Source organism: Streptomyces sp. NPDC101151, from assembly GCF_044768335.1.
Classification (GTDB): Bacteria; Actinomycetota; Actinomycetes; order Streptomycetales; family Streptomycetaceae; genus Streptomyces.
In genome coordinates, this window is the sequence record NZ_JBIWPP010000019.1 from 123,819 (window position 1) to 142,748 (window position 18,930).

An 18,930-nucleotide genomic window follows, 5' to 3' on the forward strand; every position below is an offset into this window, starting at 1 on the left:
GACATGCGCTCAGGCGTGTTACTGCGGTGTATTGGTCAGCTGCCACGCGGCGGAGCCGCATATTGTTACTGCCCGACCAGCGCGTACGTCTGTGTGGCGATCTCCAGTTCCTCGTCGGTCGGCACCACGGCGACCGCGACCCGCGCGGACTCGGGCGAGATCAGCCGCGGCTCATCCCGGCGTACGGCGTTCAGCCCACCGTCGACCGCCAGGCCCAGCCCCTCCAGGCCCGCGATCGCCGCCTCCCGCACCGGTGCCGCGTTCTCGCCGACCCCGGCCGTGAACGCGACCGCGTCCACCCGGCCGAGCACCGCGTAATAGGCGCCGATGTACTTCTTGAGCCGGTGAATGTAAATGTCGAAGGCCAGCGCGGCCTCTTCGTCGCCCTCGTCGATCCGGCGGCGGATCTCCCGCATGTCATTGTCCCCGCAGAGGCCGAACAGACCGCTCCTCTTGTTGAGAAGAGTGTCGATCTCATCCATGGACATTCCGCCAACACGTGCCAAATGGAAGATGACCGCCGGATCCAGATCACCGGATCGCGTGCCCATCACCAGTCCCTCCAGAGGCGTCAGCCCCATGGAGGTGTCCACGCACCGGCCCGCCTCGACCGCCGACGCCGAAGCGCCGTTGCCGAGGTGCAGCACGATCACATTCACCTCCGACGGGTCCTTGCCCAGCAGTCGCGCGGTCTCCCGGGAGACGTACGCGTGCGAGGTGCCGTGGAAACCGTAGCGGCGGATGCGGTGGCGGTCCGCGATCTTCGGGTCGATCGCGTAGCGCGCCGCGGACTCCGGCATGCTCGTGTGGAACGCCGTGTCGAAGACGGCCACCTGCGGCAGATCGGGACGCAGCGCCTGCGCGGTGCGGATGCCGGTGAGGTTGGCCGGGTTGTGCAGCGGCGCCACGGGGATCAGCCGTTCGATCTCGGCGAGCACCTCGTCGTCGATGACGGTGGGCTCGGTGAAGAACAGGCCGCCGTGCACCACCCGGTGCCCGATCGCGGCCAGCTCCGGCGAATCCAGGCCGAGGCCGTCCCTGGTCAGCTCCTCGGCGACCGCCTTGAGAGCCGCGTCGTGATCGGCGATCGGACCGCTGTGCTCGCGGGTCTGCCCGCCGGTGACACAGGTGTGCTTGAGCCGCGAGGTCTGCTCGCCGATGCGCTCCACCAGACCCACCGCCAGCCGGCTGCTGTCCCGCATGTCCAGCAGCTGGTACTTCACCGACGAGGAGCCGGAGTTGAGGACGAGGACACGGGTGGGGGAGGTCACTGCTCGGACGCCTTCTCGCTCGGGTTCTGGGCCTGGATCGCCGTGATGGCGACGGTGTTGACGATGTCCTGGACGAGCGCGCCGCGGGACAGGTCGTTGACCGGCTTGCGCAGTCCCTGCAGGACCGGGCCGACGGCGATCGCGCCGGCCGAGCGCTGCACGGCCTTGTAGGTGTTGTTGCCGGTGTTGAGGTCGGGGAAGATCAGCACGCTGGCCTGCCCGGCGACCTCGGACTCGGGAAGCTTGGTCGCGGCGACGGACGGCTCCACGGCCGCGTCGTACTGGATGGGCCCCTCGATCTTCAGGTCCGGCCGCCGTGAGCGGGCCAGCTCGGTCGCCTCGCGCACCTTGTCGACGTCGGCGCCCGAGCCCGAGGTGCCGGTGGAGTACGACAGCATCGCGATCCGCGGCTCCACGCCGAACTGCGCGGCGGTGGCCGCCGACTGGACGGCGATGTCCGCCAGCTGCTGGGCGTTCGGGTCCGGGTTGACCGCGCAGTCGCCGTAGACGAGCACCTTGTCGGCCAGGCACATGAAGAAGACGGACGACACGATCGAGGAGTCCGCCTTGGCCCGCCCGTCCCCCGCCGCCGCCCTGTCCGACGCGCTTCGCGCGGCCCCCTTTGCTCCTATGATCTCGAACGCGGGCCGGATGGTGGCCGCCGTCGAGTGCACCGAGCCCGACACCATGCCGTCGGCCAAGCCCTCCTGGACCATCAGGGTGCCGAAGTAGTTCACGTCCGACACCACGTCGTAGGCCAGTTCCACCGTCACACCCTTGTGGGCGCGCAGCCGGGCGTACTGCTCGGCGAAGGAGTCGCGCAGCTCGCTGGTGGCCGGGTCGATCAGCCGGCTGTCGCCGAGGTCGATGCCCAGGTCGGCGGCCTTCTTGCGGATCTGGTCGACCGGGCCGAGCAGCGTCAGGTCGCACACCCCGCGGCGCAGCAGCACCTCGGCCGCGTGCAGCACCCGCTCCTCGGTGCCCTCCGGCAGCACGACCCGCCGCTTGTCGGAGCGGGCCTGCTCCAGCAGCTTGTGCTCGAACATCATCGGGGTGACACGGTCGCCGCTCGGCGCCGAGACCCGGCGGGCCAGGTCGGAGGTGTCGGCGTACCGCTCGAACAGGCCGAGCGCGGTCTCCGCCTTGCGCGGGGTGGCCGCGTTCAGCTTCCCCTCCAGGGCGAAGAGCTGCTCGGCGGTGGGGAAGCTGGTGCCGGAGACCGAGATCACCGGGGTGCCCGGGGCGAGTCGGGCGGCCAGTGTGAGGACCTCCTCGCGCGGCACCTCGTCCAGGGTCAGCAGCACGCCGGCTATCGGCGGAGTGCCGGCGCTGTGCGCGGCCAGCGAGCCGATGACCAGATCGGCGCGGTCTCCCGGCGTCACGACCAGACAGCCCGGGGTCAGGGCGCCCAGGAAGTTGGGCAGCATCGCACCCCCGATGACGAAGCCCAGCGCGTCGCGGGCGAGCCCGGCGTCGTCGCCGAGGAGCACCTTGGCGTCGAGGGTCTGGGCGATCTGGGCGACCGTCGGCGCGGACAGCGCGGGCTCGTCGGGCAGTACGTACGTGGGCACCGGCAGACGGTTCGCCAGCCGTTCGGCTATCTCGTCGCGGTCCTCGCGGGACACCCGGTTGGCGACCATGGCCAGCACGTCGCAGCCCAGCCCGTCGTACGCCCGGTAGGCGTTGCGCGTCTCGGCGAGCACGGACTCGGCCGTCTGCTTGCGGCCGCCGACCACCGGGATCACGGACGCGCCGAACTCGTTGGCGAGGCGGGCGTTCAGGGACAGCTCGTCGGGCAGCTGGGTGTCGGCGAAGTCGGTGCCGAGGACCAGGACGACGTCGTAGTCGCGGGCCACCAGGTGGAAGCGGTCCACCAGCGTGGAGACCAGCTCGTCCGTGCCCTGCTCGGCCTGGAGCGCGGACGCCTCGTGATAGTCCATGCCGTAGACGGTCGTCGGATCCTGGGAGAGGCGGTACCGCGCCCGCAGCAGTTCGAACAGCCGATCGGGTACATGGTGCACGAGCGGACGGAAGACCCCCACCCGGTCGACCTGCCGGGTCAGGAGTTCCATGACTCCCAGCTCGACGACCTGGCGGCCGTCGCCGCGGTCGATCCCGGTCACGTACACGCTGCGCGTCACGTGTGCACTCCGTTCCCTGTGTCTCGTCAGTGATGTCTCGCCTGCGGCATAAAAATCGCCCACCGAGGTGAGCAGAACCCTCTTGACAATACCCCCGCTGCCGGATAAGGCGCCCGTCAGGACTTCACCGGTCCGGCGGACGTGAAACAATCGGCACTGGCTCACCGGTACCGACAGCGAGCAGGAGACACAGCACGATGCGCATCGGAGTTCTCACCGCAGGCGGCGACTGCCCCGGCCTGAACGCCGTGATCCGGTCGGTCGTGCACCGGGCGGTGGCGCAGTACGGCGACGAGGTCATCGGCTTCGAGGACGGCTACCGGGGTCTGCTGGACCGTCACTACCGCGCCCTCGACCTGGACGCGGTCAGCGGCATCCTGGCCCGCGGCGGCACCATCCTCGGCTCCTCCCGCCTGGAGCGCGACCGGCTGCGCGAGGCCTGCGAGCGGGCCACCGACATGGCCGAGGAGTTCGGCATCGACGCGCTGATCCCGATCGGCGGCGAGGGCACCCTGACCGCGGCCCGCATGCTCGCCGACGCGGGCCTGCCCGTCGTCGGCGTCCCGAAGACCATCGACAACGACATCTCCTCCACCGACCGCACCTTCGGCTTCGACACCGCGGTCGGCGTCGCCACCGAGGCCATGGACCGCCTGAAGACCACGGCCGAGTCCCACCAGCGGGTGATGGTCGTCGAGGTCATGGGCCGGCACGCCGGCTGGATCGCCCTGGAGTCCGGCATGGCCGCCGGCGCCCACGGCATCTGCCTGCCCGAGCGTCCCTTCGACCCCGCCCACCTGGTCAAGATGGTCGAGGAGCGCTTCTCCCGCGGCAAGAAGTTCGCGGTCGTCTGCGTCGCCGAGGGAGCCCACCCCGCCGAGGGCACCATGGACTACGGCAAGGGCGAGATCGACCAGTACGGCCACGAGCGCTTCCAGGGCATCGGCACCGCGCTCGCCTACGAGCTGGAGCGGCGCCTCGGCACGGAGTCCAAGCCGGTCATCCTCGGTCACGTCCAGCGCGGCGGCGTCCCCACCGCGTACGACCGCGTCCTCGCCACCCGCTTCGGCTGGCACGCCGTCGAGGCGGCGCACCGCGGCGACTTCGGCAAGATGACCGCGCTGCGCGGCACCGACGTCGTGATGGTGCCGCTCGCCGAGGCGGTCACCGAGCTGAAGACGGTGCCGAAGCACCGGATGGACGAGGCGGAGTCGGTCTTCTAGCCGTTCCTGTTCTCGACCGCGGCCCAGAAGTTGTCCACGATCCGGTCGAGGAAGTCCCGGCCGGACTCACTGGCGTCGCTGCTGCCGCCGCCCCAGCTGAGGGTGGCGGCCATGTGCCCCTGGTAGTCCTCGTGCAGCTCCTGCAGCACGCCCTCCAGGACCCCCCGGTCCAGGGGCGCGACCTTCGCCACCGGGCGCACATAGGCCTGCCAGCGGGTGGTCACCGCGCTGTGCAGCAGCTCGGCGAGCTTCGTCTCGCGGCCCGTGACGCTCACGAAGTCGGGCAGGGCCAGCTGCAGCACCTCCGCGAGCGCGGCCGACTGGCGCTCGTTGCCGTGCCAGGACCCGGTCTCCTCCATCCGCAGATACCCGGACAGGTCCAGGCCGACGGCACGGGCGACGTCCTCCGGTGCGGTCCCCCGGGCGACGCGGTGCTCACGCAGGGTCCGTGGCCTGCCGATGAGTTCGCCCGGAGAGCACCACAACACCCCGGCGAGGGCGGTGAGTTCGGGATTGCCGGGGGAGGCCATCCCGCGCTCCCAGGCGATCACCAGGTCGGGCGTGACGTAGGGCAGCCCGTACGAAGCCCGCATGCCGTAGGCGACGTGCTCGGGCCCCATGCCGAGCGCGGCCCGGAGCCTGCGGGCGGCCGGGGCGTTGAACGGGGGAGCCGAGGGGCTGGGTGGTGGTGAGGGTTGGCGCACCCCGCACAAGCTAGGGGTGCCGGAGCCGGATGACTACGGTCTGTTCGGCCAGGATCACCGGTTGTAGGAACGTACAGTTCCGGCCGTTCGGTACGTTCCGGCCGTTCGGTAGGTAACGGACGCACCGTCTTTCCCCCTCACCCCTTGACCGCCCCGCCCAGGGCGAAGCCGCCCCCCAGCTTCCGCGCGACCAGCACGTACAAGAGGATCACCGGCGTCGAGTAGATCACGGAGAACGCGGCGAGCTGCCCGTACGCCACCATTCCCCGGTTGCCGAAGAAGTCGTTGATGCTGACCGAGGCGGGCATCCGGTCCGGGCTGAGCAGGAGCATGAACGGGACGAAGAAGTTCCCCCACATCATCACGAACGAGAAGACGGTCACGACGGCGAGCCCCGGCCCCATCAGTGGCAGCACGATCCGTACCAGGGACTGCGCGGCCGACGCCCCGTCCGTCCAGGCCGCCTCCTCCAGCTCCTTGGGCACCCCGTCCATGAAGTTCTTCATCAGCCAGATGGCGAAGGGGAGTTGGGAGGCGGCGAAGAAGAAGATCGTCCCCTGCAGTGTGTCGATCAGGTTCACCCGCACGAACAGGGCGTACACCGGCACCATGATCGCGGTGATCGGCAGGCTCGTCGCGAAGAGGATGGTCAGCAGGAACGGCCGGTTCAGCCGGGACCGGAACCGGGAGAGGGGATAGGCGGCGAGAGCCGCGCAGACGACGGTCAGCGCCGTGGCTCCCCCGCACAGGATCAGGCTGTTGAGCAGCGGGGTGTATGTGATGTCCGGGGTCAGGATCGCATCGAAGTTGCCCAGGGTGAGCCCACCGGGCACCTTCACTCTCAGGTCCGCGTGCGGGTCCACCGAGGACATCAGCACCCAGACGAGGGGCAGCGCGAAGGCGGCGGCCACGGCGATCAGCCCGGCATCGGCGGCCAGGCGGCGGGAGGGGCGGCTACGGGGCATGGCTGGTCCTACACCTCCGTGCGCAGCAGACGCAGATAGACGACCGAGAACAGGGAGCCCACCAGCAGCAGGAGCAGGGCGACGGCGGTGCCGTAGCCGATCATGCTGTTCTGGAAGGCCTGCTCGTACATGAACAGGGGCAGGGTCTGGCTCCTGTCGCCGGGCCCGCCCCGGGTCATCACCCAGATCAGCCCGAACACGGAGAGTGTCTGCAGGGTGTTGAGCATGAGGTTGGTGCCGATGGACCGCCGGATCATCGGTAGCGTGATGTGCCACATCCGCCGCCACCCGCCGGCTCCGTCCACCTCGGCGGCCTCCGTGATCTCGCTCGGTATCTCGTCCAGCGCGGCCGAGTAGACGAGCATCGAGAAGGCCGTACCGCGCCAGACGTTGGCGAAGGAGACGGCCAGGATCGGAAGCGTGAACAGCCAGTTCTGGCCCGGGAGATGGAGCCGTTCCAGGATGGCGTTCAAGGTTCCCTCGCGCCGGAAGAAGGCGTACAGCAGGAAGCCCGCGACGACTTCGGGCAGCACCCACGCGGTGATCACGACTCCGCCGGTGAGCGTACGGACAGGCCTGGACGCACGCTTCATGAGCGCCGCGAGCGCCAGCCCCAGGGTGTTCTGCCCGATGAGCGAGGACAGCACGGTGAACACCAGGGTCAGCCATACGGCGTTGAGGAACGCGTCGTCGTGGAAGGCCCTGCGGAAGTTGTCGAAGCCGACGAAGGACGAGTGGGCCTGGCCGGTCAGCTGGAGGTCGGTGAAGGCGATGTAGACGCAGTAGGCGATGGGGCCGGCGAGGAAGAGGAGCAGGAGGACCAGGGCGGGGGCGAGGGTGAGCGCCCTGGTCGTCCGGTGCCGGCGCCTCACTTCTCGATCACTCGGTTGCCGGTGACGTCCTTGAGGGTGGAGTCGTAGCCGCTCGCCGCCTTCTCGACGGACCGGTCACCGGTCGTCACACCCTCCATCGCCTCCTGGACGGCGGTCGACACCTTCGGATACGCCGGATACGCGGGCCGGTAGTGCGTGCTCGCGACCAGATCGGTGAAGAACCTGATGCCGGGCTGAGCGGTGGCGTACGCGGGATCGTCCGCCACGTCCTTGCGCACCGCGATGCCGGAGTTGGCGATGTACCACTTCCGGGCGTTGTCCTTCGTCTGCATCGCCCTGACGAAGTCGAAGGCGAGGTCCGGGTGGGCGGCCTTGGCCGGGACGGCCCAGGTCCAGCCGCCGGACATGCTCACCCTGCCGGGGGCCTGGCCGTGCTGGGTGGGCATGTACGCGAGACCGAGCTGCTTCGACCAGTCCGTCCAGGCGTGCCCGCTGCCCGGCAGCCAGTCCTGCGGCAGCCAGGAGCCGTCGAGGTTGATGCCGAGCTTGCCCTGGGGGAGGAGTTCGCCGCGGACGGCGGTGCTGAAGTTGGGGTCGAGGGCGTCGGAGACGTCCGGGCCGAGCTTCTCCTTGAAGACGGTCTCCACGAAGGAGAGGGAGTCCTTGAAGGCCTGACTCCCGGAGACCCACTTCTTGCTGGAGCCGTCGTAGAGCGGTTCCGTCGTCCCGTCGCCGGTGCCGTACAGCAGCATCTCGAAGGTCTGCATGGTGGCGGCTTCGCCGGCGGGTTTGCCGGTGTAGATGTTGAGGGGGGTGACGCCGGTGACCTTCTTCTTGATGGTCCGGGCGGCGGAGAGGATGTCGTCCCAGTTCTTCGGCTGCCAGTCGGCCGGGAGACCGGCCTTGCGGAAGACACGCTTGTCGAACCAGAGGCCCCGGGTGTCGGTGCCGTCCGGGATGCCATACGTCTTTCCGTCCTCGCCCTTCGCCGCGTTCTTGGCGCTGTCGATGAACTGCTGCCAGTCCGGCCACGTGGCGAGGTAGGGGTCGAGGGGCTTCAGATATCCGCTGGTGATGTCCGAGTTGATGAGGAAGGTGTCCTCGTAGACCAGGTCGGGGGCGGTTCTCGGGGAGCGGAGCATCTGCTGCAGCTTGGTGTAGTACTCCGAGTCCGGTGCCTTGATGGGGACGAGTTCCACCTTCTTGCCGGGGTACTTCTTCTCGAACTGCTTCTTGATGTCGGCGAGATAGGTGTCCATCACCTTGATGGAGTTGTCGGTGGACTGCTTGTAGGAGACCTTCAGCGTGTTGGGGCTGCTGCCCGAGCCGCCGCTGCACGCGGTGAGGGCGGTGGCGGCGAGGGCGGCGGAGAGGAGGGTGGTGAGGGCGGCGGTGGGGCGCACGGGCATGACCTCCTGCGGGCACACATCGATGTGGCGTGGCGTGGAGATGACTGCCGTGCGAACGTAAGAGGAGTGGTCTAGTCAGGTCAATGTGTCTGCGTGGGATTGGGCTTCGGCGGCTTCGGCGGGTGCGTCGGCTCGGGTGAACGCTCCGGCCGCCTCGAGGTAGGTGGCGCGGGCCTCGTCCCACTGGAGGGCGTCCTGCTGGGCCAGGGCGAGGTTTCGGAGCGTCTGCCCGGTCCTGTACCAGTCCTCGGTGTTCCTGAGCATGGTGGACGCGTTGCCGTAGAGGTCCATGGCGTCCGTCGCCCGGCCCGTTCTCTCCAGCGCCAGTCCCAGGTTGTTCAGGGCGATGCCCTCGCCGTTGTGGTCGTGCGCGTCCTGGAACAGGCGGCGGGCGCGGGTATGGGCGGCGACGGCGTCGTCCAACCGCCGTGCCGTCTGCAGGGCGACGCCCAGGTTGTTCCAGGAGGTGGCCTCGTGACGGCGGTCCTCGACGTCCTGGTGCAGCTGACGGGCACGGGTCAGCGCCTCGATCGCCTGCGCCGTCCGGCCGTCCGCCTGCAGGGCGCTGCCGAGGTTGTTCCACGAGGCGGCCTCGCGGCGGCGGTCTCCGGTCTTCGCGAAGAGATCCCGGGCGCGGGCGTGCGCCTCGATCGCTTCGGACATCAGCCCGGTCTCCCGGAAGGAGGTGCCGAGACCGTCCCATGCGGCCGCCTCGCTGAGCAGATCCCCGGCCTGTCGGGCGGCCTTCACAGCAGTGCGTGAGACGGTGATCCAGTCGTCGAAACACCGCCGCCATGCCAGATAGGCCGCCAGGGACTCGGCCAGTTCCACGGCCCGGCGCGCGTGGCGTTTCTCGGGCGCCCACTGAACGGCCTCGACCAGCCCGGTCCGCTCGGCGTCCAGCCAGGCCAGAGCCGTGGCCCGATCAGTGAACCGCTTCGGTTCCGGCCGCCCCGGAAGCCACCGCAAGCGGTCGTCGGCCGCTGCCACGCACTCGTGGTAGAACGCCAGCAGCCGCGCTCGGGCCGCCTCGCCCTCCTCTCGCGAGCCGGGGTCCGCTGCCACCAGACCCGCCCCGAACGCGCGCACCAGGTCGTGCACCCGCCATCGCACGTCCCCCCGCACCGTGACCGCCGTGACCAGACCGGCGGCATTCAAGGCCTCCAGAAGGTCCAGGGCGGTTTCCCCGTCCAAGCCCGTGAGCGCACCCACCGCCTCCGCGTCCGCGTCCGCACCGGGGGCGAGGGCGAGCAGGCGCAGCATCCGGGCCTGTGCGGGCTGCAGACGGCGGTACGACGTCTCCAGGACGGGACGCACAGCCAGTGAACGACCGTACTGATCCGGGCCCCGGCTGCCGGCGTCCAGGACGCGGGTCGGATCCCCGGCGCGCTTGATCTCCGTCACCAGGGAGGCGATGTCACGGTGCCGGCGGCGGCGGAGCATCGCGGCGGCGATATGCAGCGTGAGCGGCAGGTGCCCGCAGAGAGAGGTGAGTTGACGCAGGGTTCCGGGCTCCTGCGCGGGGCGGTCGTCGTTCGGATCGGCGATGTGCAGGGCGCTGGTCACCAGAGCTGTCGACTCGTCCTCGGACAGGGGCTCCAGTCCCACCAGCGGGAAGGGAACGGAGTCCGGGCGGTCCCGGGACGTGACCAGTACCCCGTGTTCGCCGGACGCCGGGACGAGGGGGAGGAACTGGCGCGGAGACGACGCGTTGTCGAGGACGAGCAGCGTCCGGGGCCGATGCCGGGACAGGTGCATCTGATAGCGGGTCATGGGAACCGAGGACTCCTCCCACTCCGCCGTCACCGTCATCGGCAGATCCGGGCCCTGCACGCCGAGCCCGTCGAGGAGCGCGAGGACCGCCTGTTCCGACCTGATGGGTATGTCGTCGTAGCCGCGCAGATCGACGAACAGCGCCCCGCCCGGAAACCAGCCCCGTGCGCAGGCCTGATGAGCGGCTTCCAGCACCAGGGCGGTCTTGCCGACGCCGCCCATGCCGGTGACGGCGGCGAGGGCGGGAAGGCGTCGGCCCGTGTTGTCGGGCCCGGGTGCGAGGTGGCCGAGCAGCTGGTCGAGGTCCGCCGCCCGGCCGGTGAACCCGATGGGCGGAGGCGGAAGGGCAGCGCCGGACCGCTGGGTCCCTCCGTGGTCCCCCCGACGTCTATCGCGTCCCGGTCTGCTTTCCGATGACGGGCCCGTGGAACGTCCCGCCCCGGAAGTCGATGTGGTCGCCCCCGCCCCGTCCTTGGGGTCCCTCCTCGGAGTCGGCCGAACCCCTGCCCCGGGGCCGGTACTTGTGCAGCACCGCCACCGCGACCGCCGCCGCCTGTGCGGCGGCCCGCTGCTGGGAACCGCCCGCGTCGGCCGCCGCCTTCCCGGCGTTCGCGTGGTCGCTGATGCCCCGGACGACGAGGGCGTCCCGGCCCTCCAGGTGGGCCGCGTGAGCCGCTCCCGAGCCCTCCATCTCGAACGCGGCGGCGTCGTTGTAGCGCTCGCGGACGCGCCGGGCGATCTCGGACTCGGCGTCGGCCAGGACCACGTCTCCGGTGGCGATCGGCTTGAAGTGCGTCCGTACGCCGGGCATGTCCCGTACGGCGGCACGCGCGGCGGACAGCAGTGCGTTGGAGCCGTGCCAGGCCTCGGGCCGGTCCAGCAGGCCCTCGGGCGTGACCTTGCCCCCATGGATGCCGTACACCTTCGTGCCCACCACGACGTCACCGAGGCCGATGTCCTCCTTGAGGCCGCCGGCCACCCCGACGAACAGGACGGCCTGAGGGTGCAGCCAGCCGATGAGGGAGGAGGTGAGTGCGGCCGCGCTCCTGGCGCCCTCACCCAGCTCGGCGGCGGCGATCTGCCAGGGGGTGCCGGGCAGGCGGCCCACCTCCACGAAGGTTCCGTTGTCGGGGTGGGATCGTTCCTCCCGCTCCTCGATGTACGCCCGCACCTCCGTGTACTCCAGCGCGAGTGCGGTCAGGATCAGAACAGTCGGCTTCGTCTGCGGCACACTCTTAAAGGTACTGCCGGGGAAAGGGGTCCGAGTGGCGGAACGCGACGTGACCGTGGGGCAGTTGTTGCTCACCGAGTACCAGACGATCAAGGACGAGCAGAAGACGCGGATCGGGTTCCGGGACAATCTGCTGTACGTCACCCTCACGGTCGTGGCCGCGGTGATCGCCGCCGCGGCGCAGGCGAGACAGCCTGCGATGCTGCTCGCGCTGCCGCCCGTGTGCGTGGTGCTCGGGTGGACGTACCTCGTCAATGACCACAAGATCTCGGCCATCGGCACCTACATACGCGACGACCTGGGCCCGAAGCTCGGCCGGATCGCCGGCGCCGAGGAGGCGTTCGTCTGGGAGAGCGTCCATCGGACCGATGGCCGCCGCCGTTCCCGTAAGGCCGTGCAGTGCTTCATCGATCTGCTCGCCTTCTGTCTGGTGCCGCTCGCCGGGCTCACCGTCTACTGGACCGCAGGCCTGCACGGTGGCGGGCTGCTCGCGGTGTCCGTCTTCGAGGCCCTGGCCGTGATCGGGCTCGGTGTGCAGGTCCTGGTGTACGCGGGGTACCTCGGATCGGAGTGACGCCCGGCGTACGGTGTGGTGCGGTGAGCGGTGAGGGAGGAACCGGGCGGCGCGATGCGCGGTGAGTACGGGGACCATGTCGACTTCGGGGGCTCGGTGTTCCGCGGGCCGGTCATCGGCAAGGCGGAACAGCATCAGCACCATCACCACTACGGGTCTGCCCCGACCGCCCTCCTGGGCCTCCCCGCCGGGCTGCCCGGTTTCACCGGCCGTGAGCCCGAACTGCGCACCCTCCTCGCGGCCCTCGACCCCACCGCCCCCGGCGCCGGCGCTCCCGTCACCGCCCTGTCCGGCCTCGGTGGCATCGGCAAGACCGCGCTGGCCCTGGAGGCAGCCCACCAGGCGTGCGCGCGGGGCTGGTTCCCGGGCGGGACGCTCTTCGTCGATCTGCACGGCTACGACGACACGCCGACCACGGCGGACCTGGCCCTCCAAGCGCTCCTCCGTGCCGTCGGTGTGCCGCCCGCACTTCTTCCCGGCACCGGCGACGAGCGCGGTGCGCTGTATCGCAGCGTGCTCGCCGACCTCGCACGTGACCGGGGCCCCGTCCTCCTCGTGGCCGACAACGCCTGCTCCGCCGAGCAGGTCCGGCCGCTCCTGCCGGGCGGCCCCGGACACCGGGTGCTGACCACCTCGCGGCACCGGCTCCCGGCCCTGGGCGCCCGGCTCCTGCCCGTCGCGGAACTGCCGCCGGACGCCTCTCGCGCTCTTCTCGACCAGGCCCTGCGGGCGGCCGACCCCGATGACGGCCGCGTCGCCGACGACCCGGCGGCGGCCGTCCGGCTCGCCGAGCTGTGCGCCCGTCTGCCGCTCGCCCTGCAGATCGCCTCGGCGCAGCTGGCAGCTGCTCCGCTGCGTCCCGTCCACGAACTCGTTTCCGAACTGGAGGACCGCCGCGGCCGGTTGGACCGCCTGACCGACGGGGAGCGCAGTGTGCGCGCCGCGTTCGAGCTGTCGTACCGGCGGCTGCCCGACGCCCAGGCGCGGCTGCTGCGCCTTCTCGCGCTCATGCCGGGCACGGAGTCGGGCCTCGGTGCTCTCACCGCTCTCCTGGGCGACGAGCCCGGCACACCGGCGTACCTCAGCGCACTGGAACGCGCCCACCTGGTCGAACCGGGAGGCCGGCGGGGGCGCTGGCGGTTGCACGACCTCGTCCGGGAGTACGCGGCCGGGGAAGCGACCGCGGTGGAGCGCGCGGAGGGCAGGAGGCGGGTGCTGGCCTTCTACCTGCGGCGGGCCGAGGCCGCCGACGCGTCGGTGCGGCCCGGCGCCCGGGACCGTGCGTCCGGACCGTTCCGCGACCGTGAGGAGGCGCTCTCCTGGCTGGACGAGGAGCGGACGAACCTGGTGGCCGCGACGCGCTGGGCCGCGGAGGATCACCTGGCACGCGATGCGACCGCTCTTGCCGCCGCTCTGGCCGAGTACCTCCAGTGGCGGCGCTACTTCGACGACGGGGTCGGCGTGTCCCGGGCCGCCCAGGCCGCCGCGCACCGCGCGGGGGACACGGGCCGCGAGGCGGACGCCTGGAACAGGATGGGGGTCGCTCTGCGCGGGAGCGGCCGGCTGCGGGAGGCCTTCACGGCGGGCCGGCGGGCCCTCGTGCTGTACGACGACCTGGGGAACGAAGGCGGCAGGGCCATGGCCGTGTCCAACCTGGCCGCGGTACTCGGGGACGTGGGCGACGGGGACGCGGCCGTCGCCGCCCTGCGGCACGCGCTCGCCCTGTTCCGGCGCACCGGAGACCGGCACGGTGAGGCCGGGGCCTGGAACAACCTGGCGCTGATGCACCGCAAGGCCGTCCGCGTGCCGGAGGCGCTCGACGCGCTGCGCCGGGCGCTGGACCTCTACCGGGAGACGGGCGACCGGCCGCGCGAGGGCCGCGCCTGGCACAATTACGGACTCGCGCTCAACGCGGCAGGGAAGCCGGCGGAGGCCGTCGCCGCGTGCCTCGACGGGCTGGAGATCTGCGAGGAGTTCGAGGACTGGCACGGGGCGGGGCAGACCCTGTCCGCCCTCGCCCTCGTCCACGACACCACGGGCGACCCGGCGCGGGCCCGCACCCACCGGCTGCGAGCCGCCGAGGCCTACGAACGCGCGGGCTCCGCCCGGGACGCCGCCCAGGCCCGGCGCGCCGCCCGGATCACTGCCCCTTCACCCAGCGGTACTGCAACTCCGGCCGCCCCACCGTCCCGTACTGCGGGCTCCGGGCCGCCCGCCCGGCATCCACCAGGTGCTCCAGATACCGGCGTGCCGTGATGCGCGAGATGCCGACCGCCTCGGCGACGCCGGTCGCCGTGAGGCCGCCCGCGACGTCGCGCAGGGCCACGGTGACCCGCTCCAGCGTCGGCGCGCTCAGCCCCTTGGGCAGCGCCGCCGGGGAGGGGGCCCGGAGCACCGCAAGCGCCCGGTCCACCTCGTCCTGTCCGCTCGCCTCGCCGGCCGCCGCGTGGAACTCGGCGTAGCGGATCAGCCGGTCGCGCAGGGTCGCGAAGGTGAACGGCTTCAGCACGTACTGGACGACTCCCAGCGAGACGCCCTCCCGGACCACGGCCAGGTCCCGCGCCGAGGTCACCGCGATCACGTCCGCGTGATGCCCGGCCGCCCGCAGCGACCGCGCCAACTGCAGCCCGTGCACATCCGGCAGGTGCAGGTCCAGAAGCAGCAGATCCACCGGTGTCCGGTCCAGGATCCGGCGTGCTTCCGCGCCCGTGTGCGCCTTGCCGACCGCCACGAACCCCGGCACCCGTCCGACGTACATCACATGCGCGTCGGCGGCCACCGGGTCGTCCTCCACCACGAGGACCCGGATGGGCTGCGTCTGGGTCATGTGTCGCCTCCCGGCACCGGGGAGGGCCCGACCGCCGTGCGCAACGGCAACCGCACCTCGAACACCGCTCCGCCGGCCCCCTCCTCTTCGGACTCCGCCACCGTCAGCCTCCCGTCGAGCCGGGTGACGGCCTGCCGGACCAGGGCCAGGCCCAGTCCGCGTCCGTCGGGTCCCGCCGGCTTCGTGCTGAACCCCCGTTGGAACACCAGGTCGGCATGGGCGGGGTCGACACCCGGTCCGGTGTCCGACACACGCAGCACCAGTTCGGCGTCCGAGGCGTACGCGGTCACCGTCACCCGCGCTCCCGTGCTGCCCTGCGCCGCGTCCACCGCGTTGTCGATGAGGTTGCCGAGGATCGTGACCAGGTCGCGCGCCGACAGCTCGGGCGGGAGCAGGCCGTCGTCCAGCCGGCTGTCCTGGGACACCACCAGCTCCACGCCCCGCTCGTTCGCCTGTGCCGTCTTGCCCAGCAGCAGGGCCGCAAGCACCGGCTCGCCGACCGCCGTCACCACCTGGTCCGTGAGGGTCTGGGCCAGCTCCAGTTCCGCCGTCGCGAAGTCCACCGCCTCCTGCGCCCGGCCCAGCTCGATCAGCGAGACGACCGTGTGGAGGCGGTTCGCGGCCTCGTGCGCCTGGGAGCGAAGGGCCTGCGTGAAGCCCCGCTCCGAGTCCAACTCGCCCATCAGGGACTGGAGTTCGGTCACGTCACGCAGGGTCGCCACCGTGCCCCGGCGCTCGCCGCCCGACACCGGTGAGGTGTTCACCACCAGCACCCGGGACGCCGTCAGGTGCACCTCGTCCACGCGCGGCTCCGACGCGAGCAGTGCCCCGGTCAGCGGTGCCGGCAGGCCGAGGTCCGCCACCGACCGGCCGACCACGTCCTCCTCCTCGCCGACTCCCAGCAGTTCCCGGCCGCCGTCGTTGATCAGCGCCACCCTGTACTGCCCGTCCAGCATCAGCAGCCCTTCGCGGACCGCGTGCAGCGCCGCCTGGTGGTAGTCGTGCATCCGGCTCAGCTCGGTGGCGTTCATGCCGTGGGTGTGGCGGCGGAGGCGGGCGTTGATCACGTAGGTGCCGACCGCGCCCAGCAGCAGCGCGCTGCCGGCCACCCCGAGCAGGGCCGTGACCTGGTCCTGGACCCGTTCGCTGATCGCCTCGACCTTGATGCCGGCGCTGACCAGGCCGATGACCCGGCCGTTCTCCGCCACCGGGGTGACCGCACGGACGGATGCGCCGAGGGTGCCGGTGTACGTCTCGGTGAAGGTGCGGCCGTGCCGGGCGGGGTCGATGCGGCCGAGGAAGTGCCTGCCGATCTGCTGCTCGTCGGGGTGGGTCCAGCGGATGCCGGACGGGTTCATGATCGTCACGAAGTCGACGTTCGCGTCCCGCATCACCTGCATCGCGTAGGGCTGCAGGTCCTTGGTCGGATCGGGGGTGTGGATCGCCGCGCGGACGGAGGGGGAGTCCGCGATCGAGCGGGCCACCGCCGTGGCGTGGCGGGCCGCGGCGTCCTCGGCCTGGTGCGTGTCGCTGACGTAGGTGAACAGCGCGTACCCGGCCACGACCACCGTTATCAGCACCGCCTGCATGGCGAACAGCTGGGCCGCCAGGCTGCGGGGTCGGGGCAGGGAGGGGAAGCGCATGTCAGCAGTGTGCCTCTCCGGTTGAGCGTGAACTAAATGAACGGAAGGGTGACCGCTCTCACAGTCCGGGAGATAGTCACGGCATCCCCCACAACCCCCGGACGTGAGCCGCACGCCGGTGATGCCGACGAAGACGTCAAGGAGGGCAGCCGTGGCCGCCAGTTCCCCCGATACGGCACCTGCCGCACCCCGCGTGAAGCGGGACCGGACCCATTACCTGTACATCGCCGTCATCGTGGCGGTGGCGCTCGGTATCGCGGTGGGGCTCATCTGGCCCGACGCGGGAGTCGAGCTGAAGCCGCTGGGCACCGGTTTTGTGAACCTGATCAAGATGATGATCTCGCCGATCATCTTCTGCACGATCGTGCTCGGGATCGGATCCGTCCGGAAGGCCGCGAAGGTCGGTGCCGTCGGCGGTATCGCGCTCGGCTACTTCCTCGTGATGTCGCTCGTCGCCCTCGCCATCGGCCTTGTCGTCGGCAATGTGCTGCACCCCGGTGACGGCCTGCACCTCACCGACGCCCTCAAGGCGACCGGGCACGACCAGGTGTCTCCCGACGCGCTGCCGCCGGTCGACTTCGTCCTGTCGATCATTCCGACGACCTTCGTGTCCGCGTTCACCGAGGGCCAGGTGCTGCAGACCCTGCTGGTCGCGCTGCTCGCCGGGTTCGCGCTCCAGGCCATGGGGTCGGTCGGGCAGCCGGTGCTGCGCGGCATCGAGCACATCCAGCGTCTCGTCTTCCGCATCCTGTCGATGGTGATGTGGGCCGCGCCGATCGGTGCCTTCGGCGCCATCGCCGCCGTCGTGGGCTCCGCCGGTCTGGACGCGCTGAAGAGCCTCGCCGTGCTGATGCTCGGCTTCTACGTCACCTGCTTCCTGTTCGTCTTCATCGTGCTCGGTGCGCTGCTGCGGCTCGTCGCGGGGCTGAACGTCTTCTCGCTGTTCAAGTACCTCGCCCGCGAGTTCCTGCTGATCCTGTCGACCTCCTCCTCCGAGTCCGCGCTGCCGCGGCTGATCGCGAAGATGGAGCACCTGGGCGTCAGCAAGCCGGTCGTCGGCATCACCGTGCCGACCGGTTACTCCTTCAACCTCGACGGCACGATGATCTACATGACCATGGCGTCGCTGTACATCGCGGACGCCCTGGGTACGCCGATGTCGGTCGCCGAGCAGATCCCGCTGCTGCTCTTCCTGCTGCTGGCCTCCAAGGGCGCGGCGGGCGTCAGCGGTGCGGGTCTCGCCACCCTGGCCGGCGGTCTCCAGTCGCACAAGCCCGCGCTGGTCGACGGCGTCGGCCTGATCGTCGGCATCGACCGCTTCATGAGCGAGGCGCGTGCGCTGACGAACTTCGCGGGCAACGCGGTGGCGACCGTTCTGGTCGGCACGTGGACGAAGGAGATCGACAAGGGGCGGGTCAGGCAGGTCCTTGCCGGGGAGCTGCCGTTCGACGAGACGACCCTGCTGGACGAGGGTGGGAACGGCCCTGCCGAGGTGCCCGGGCAGGGCGGCGAGAAGGAACTCGCCAAGGCCTGACCCCTGGAAGGCTCCGGACGCCCGGCCCTGCCTGAACCCGGGCCGGGCGTCCGGTCACCACCGCCGGGCGGCCGAGTCTCCCCCGTTCACTCGGCCGCCCGGCTTTCCGCTCCCCCCTACGACTTTCCACTCACCCCGGCCACCAGCGCGGTGGCCGTGGAGGCGGGCACGCCCGCCGCGGTCAGTACGGTGACCGTGGCCGAGCGGCCCGCCTCCTGCGCTGTCACCAGCCCGTCGTTCACCGCCTCCATCACCGCGAACAGCATCTGCTCGTGCACGTACGCGAGGGCCTGCGCGGGCAGCGGGGAGTCGAAGACGCCCTCGTCCAGGCCGCGTTGGAGCAGCCGCACCTTGTTCTCGCGCAGGGGCGCGAGGCGTTCGCGGATGCCCTGCACGGTGACCGTGCGCTGGGCCAGGGCGACCAGCAGCCGGTAGCGGTCGGCGATCTGCCAGATGGCGAGCACCGAGCGGGCCACGGCCTCCGCCGGGTCCGCCACCCCGTCACGGGCCCCCACGTCCGCGTCCGCCAGCGCTTCCACCGCCCCGTCGACGAGCGTGCTGATCAGCGCCTCGCGGCTGGGGAAGTGCCCGTACACCGTCCGCCGTACGACCCCCGCGGCGCGCGCGATCTGGTCCATGGAGACGTCGGGATCGCGCAGCAGCTCGGCGAGGGCGACGTCGAGGATGCGGCGCCGGTTGGCGTCGGCGCGGCTGGTGTTACCCGTGGTCATGGCAGTCATTCTGCACGCTCCTCCGCGACTTGCACAGGGCTGTGCAACGACGTACATTGCACATGGCTGTG

Annotated in this window: 15 protein-coding genes; 4 read left to right on the forward strand and 11 right to left on the reverse strand. The window is 71.0% G+C overall.

The features are described from left to right. Positions 1 to 65: 65 nt before the first annotated feature. Together ACIRU3_RS29985 and pta are read right to left on the reverse strand one after the other, a co-directional pair. On the reverse strand, positions 66 to 1,271 hold the full coding sequence (locus ACIRU3_RS29985) for an acetate kinase (protein WP_404062591.1): 1,206 nt from the start codon (positions 1,269 to 1,271) through the stop codon (positions 66 to 68). Then, complete coding sequence (gene pta / locus ACIRU3_RS29990; protein WP_404062593.1) at positions 1,268 to 3,412, reverse strand: phosphate acetyltransferase; 2,145 nt, start codon at positions 3,410 to 3,412, stop codon at positions 1,268 to 1,270. The genes ACIRU3_RS29985 and pta overlap by 4 nt, the downstream gene beginning before the upstream one ends. A 197-nt stretch (positions 3,413 to 3,609) precedes the next feature. Here pta and ACIRU3_RS29995 point away from each other — a divergent pair, with 197 nt between their 5' ends. Next, positions 3,610 to 4,635, forward strand: coding sequence for an ATP-dependent 6-phosphofructokinase (locus ACIRU3_RS29995; protein ID WP_404062596.1), 1,026 nt, complete (start codon positions 3,610 to 3,612; stop codon positions 4,633 to 4,635). Here ACIRU3_RS29995 and ACIRU3_RS30000 read toward each other — a convergent pair. The 6 genes from ACIRU3_RS30000 to ACIRU3_RS30025 all read right to left on the reverse strand — a co-directional run bounded on the left by ACIRU3_RS30000 (position 4,632) and on the right by ACIRU3_RS30025 (position 11,550). Continuing rightward, positions 4,632 to 5,339, reverse strand: coding sequence for a helix-turn-helix domain-containing protein (locus ACIRU3_RS30000; protein WP_404062598.1), 708 nt, complete (start codon positions 5,337 to 5,339; stop codon positions 4,632 to 4,634). The genes ACIRU3_RS29995 and ACIRU3_RS30000 overlap by 4 nt on opposite strands. Before the next feature lie 137 nt (positions 5,340 to 5,476). Further along, complete coding sequence (locus ACIRU3_RS30005) at positions 5,477 to 6,304, reverse strand: carbohydrate ABC transporter permease (protein ID WP_404062601.1); 828 nt, start codon at positions 6,302 to 6,304, stop codon at positions 5,477 to 5,479. Between the two features lie 8 nt (positions 6,305 to 6,312). Next, positions 6,313 to 7,176: a carbohydrate ABC transporter permease gene (locus ACIRU3_RS30010; protein ID WP_404062603.1), complete on the reverse strand. Its 864-nt coding sequence runs from the start codon at positions 7,174 to 7,176 to the stop codon at positions 6,313 to 6,315. After that, a complete protein-coding gene (locus tag ACIRU3_RS30015) occupies positions 7,173 to 8,546 on the reverse strand; it encodes an extracellular solute-binding protein (RefSeq protein ID WP_404062605.1) in 1,374 nt (457 codons plus the stop codon). The genes ACIRU3_RS30010 and ACIRU3_RS30015 overlap by 4 nt, the downstream gene beginning before the upstream one ends. A gap of 75 nt (positions 8,547 to 8,621) precedes the next feature. Beyond that, positions 8,622 to 10,541: a tetratricopeptide repeat protein gene (locus ACIRU3_RS30020; RefSeq protein WP_404062608.1), complete on the reverse strand. Its 1,920-nt coding sequence runs from the start codon at positions 10,539 to 10,541 to the stop codon at positions 8,622 to 8,624. 166 nt (positions 10,542 to 10,707) lie between these two features. After that, on the reverse strand, positions 10,708 to 11,550 hold the full coding sequence (locus ACIRU3_RS30025) for a 5'-methylthioadenosine/S-adenosylhomocysteine nucleosidase (RefSeq protein ID WP_404062610.1): 843 nt from the start codon (positions 11,548 to 11,550) through the stop codon (positions 10,708 to 10,710). Between the two features lie 34 nt (positions 11,551 to 11,584). On the opposite strand from ACIRU3_RS30025, the gene ACIRU3_RS30030 reads away from it, so the two are divergent. Together ACIRU3_RS30030 and ACIRU3_RS30035 are read left to right on the forward strand one after the other, a co-directional pair. Next, positions 11,585 to 12,124, forward strand: a complete 540-nt coding sequence (locus tag ACIRU3_RS30030) for a hypothetical protein (RefSeq protein ID WP_404062613.1) — start codon at positions 11,585 to 11,587, stop codon at positions 12,122 to 12,124. 30 nt (positions 12,125 to 12,154) lie between these two features. Then, complete coding sequence (locus tag ACIRU3_RS30035; RefSeq protein WP_404062615.1) at positions 12,155 to 14,380, forward strand: ATP-binding protein; 2,226 nt, start codon at positions 12,155 to 12,157, stop codon at positions 14,378 to 14,380. Here the strand turns inward: ACIRU3_RS30035 and ACIRU3_RS30040 are convergent. Beyond that, on the reverse strand, positions 14,265 to 14,951 hold the full coding sequence (locus ACIRU3_RS30040) for a response regulator (RefSeq protein ID WP_404062617.1): 687 nt from the start codon (positions 14,949 to 14,951) through the stop codon (positions 14,265 to 14,267). The genes ACIRU3_RS30035 and ACIRU3_RS30040 overlap by 116 nt on opposite strands. Then, positions 14,948 to 16,594, reverse strand: a complete 1,647-nt coding sequence (locus tag ACIRU3_RS30045; RefSeq protein ID WP_404062619.1) for an ATP-binding protein — start codon at positions 16,592 to 16,594, stop codon at positions 14,948 to 14,950. Before ACIRU3_RS30045 ends, ACIRU3_RS30040 begins: the two co-directional genes overlap by 4 nt. A 121-nt stretch (positions 16,595 to 16,715) precedes the next feature. Here ACIRU3_RS30045 and ACIRU3_RS30050 point away from each other — a divergent pair, with 121 nt between their 5' ends. Beyond that, positions 16,716 to 18,128 (forward strand): cation:dicarboxylate symporter family transporter, encoded by a 1,413-nt coding sequence (locus tag ACIRU3_RS30050; RefSeq protein WP_404062652.1) that lies wholly within the window; start codon positions 16,716 to 16,718, stop codon positions 18,126 to 18,128. Between the two features lie 116 nt (positions 18,129 to 18,244). Here ACIRU3_RS30050 and ACIRU3_RS30055 read toward each other — a convergent pair whose 3' ends face one another. After that, entirely contained in the window at positions 18,245 to 18,868 is a 624-nt protein-coding gene (locus tag ACIRU3_RS30055; RefSeq protein WP_404062620.1) for a TetR/AcrR family transcriptional regulator, read from the reverse strand. Between the last annotated feature and the right edge of the window lie 62 nt (positions 18,869 to 18,930).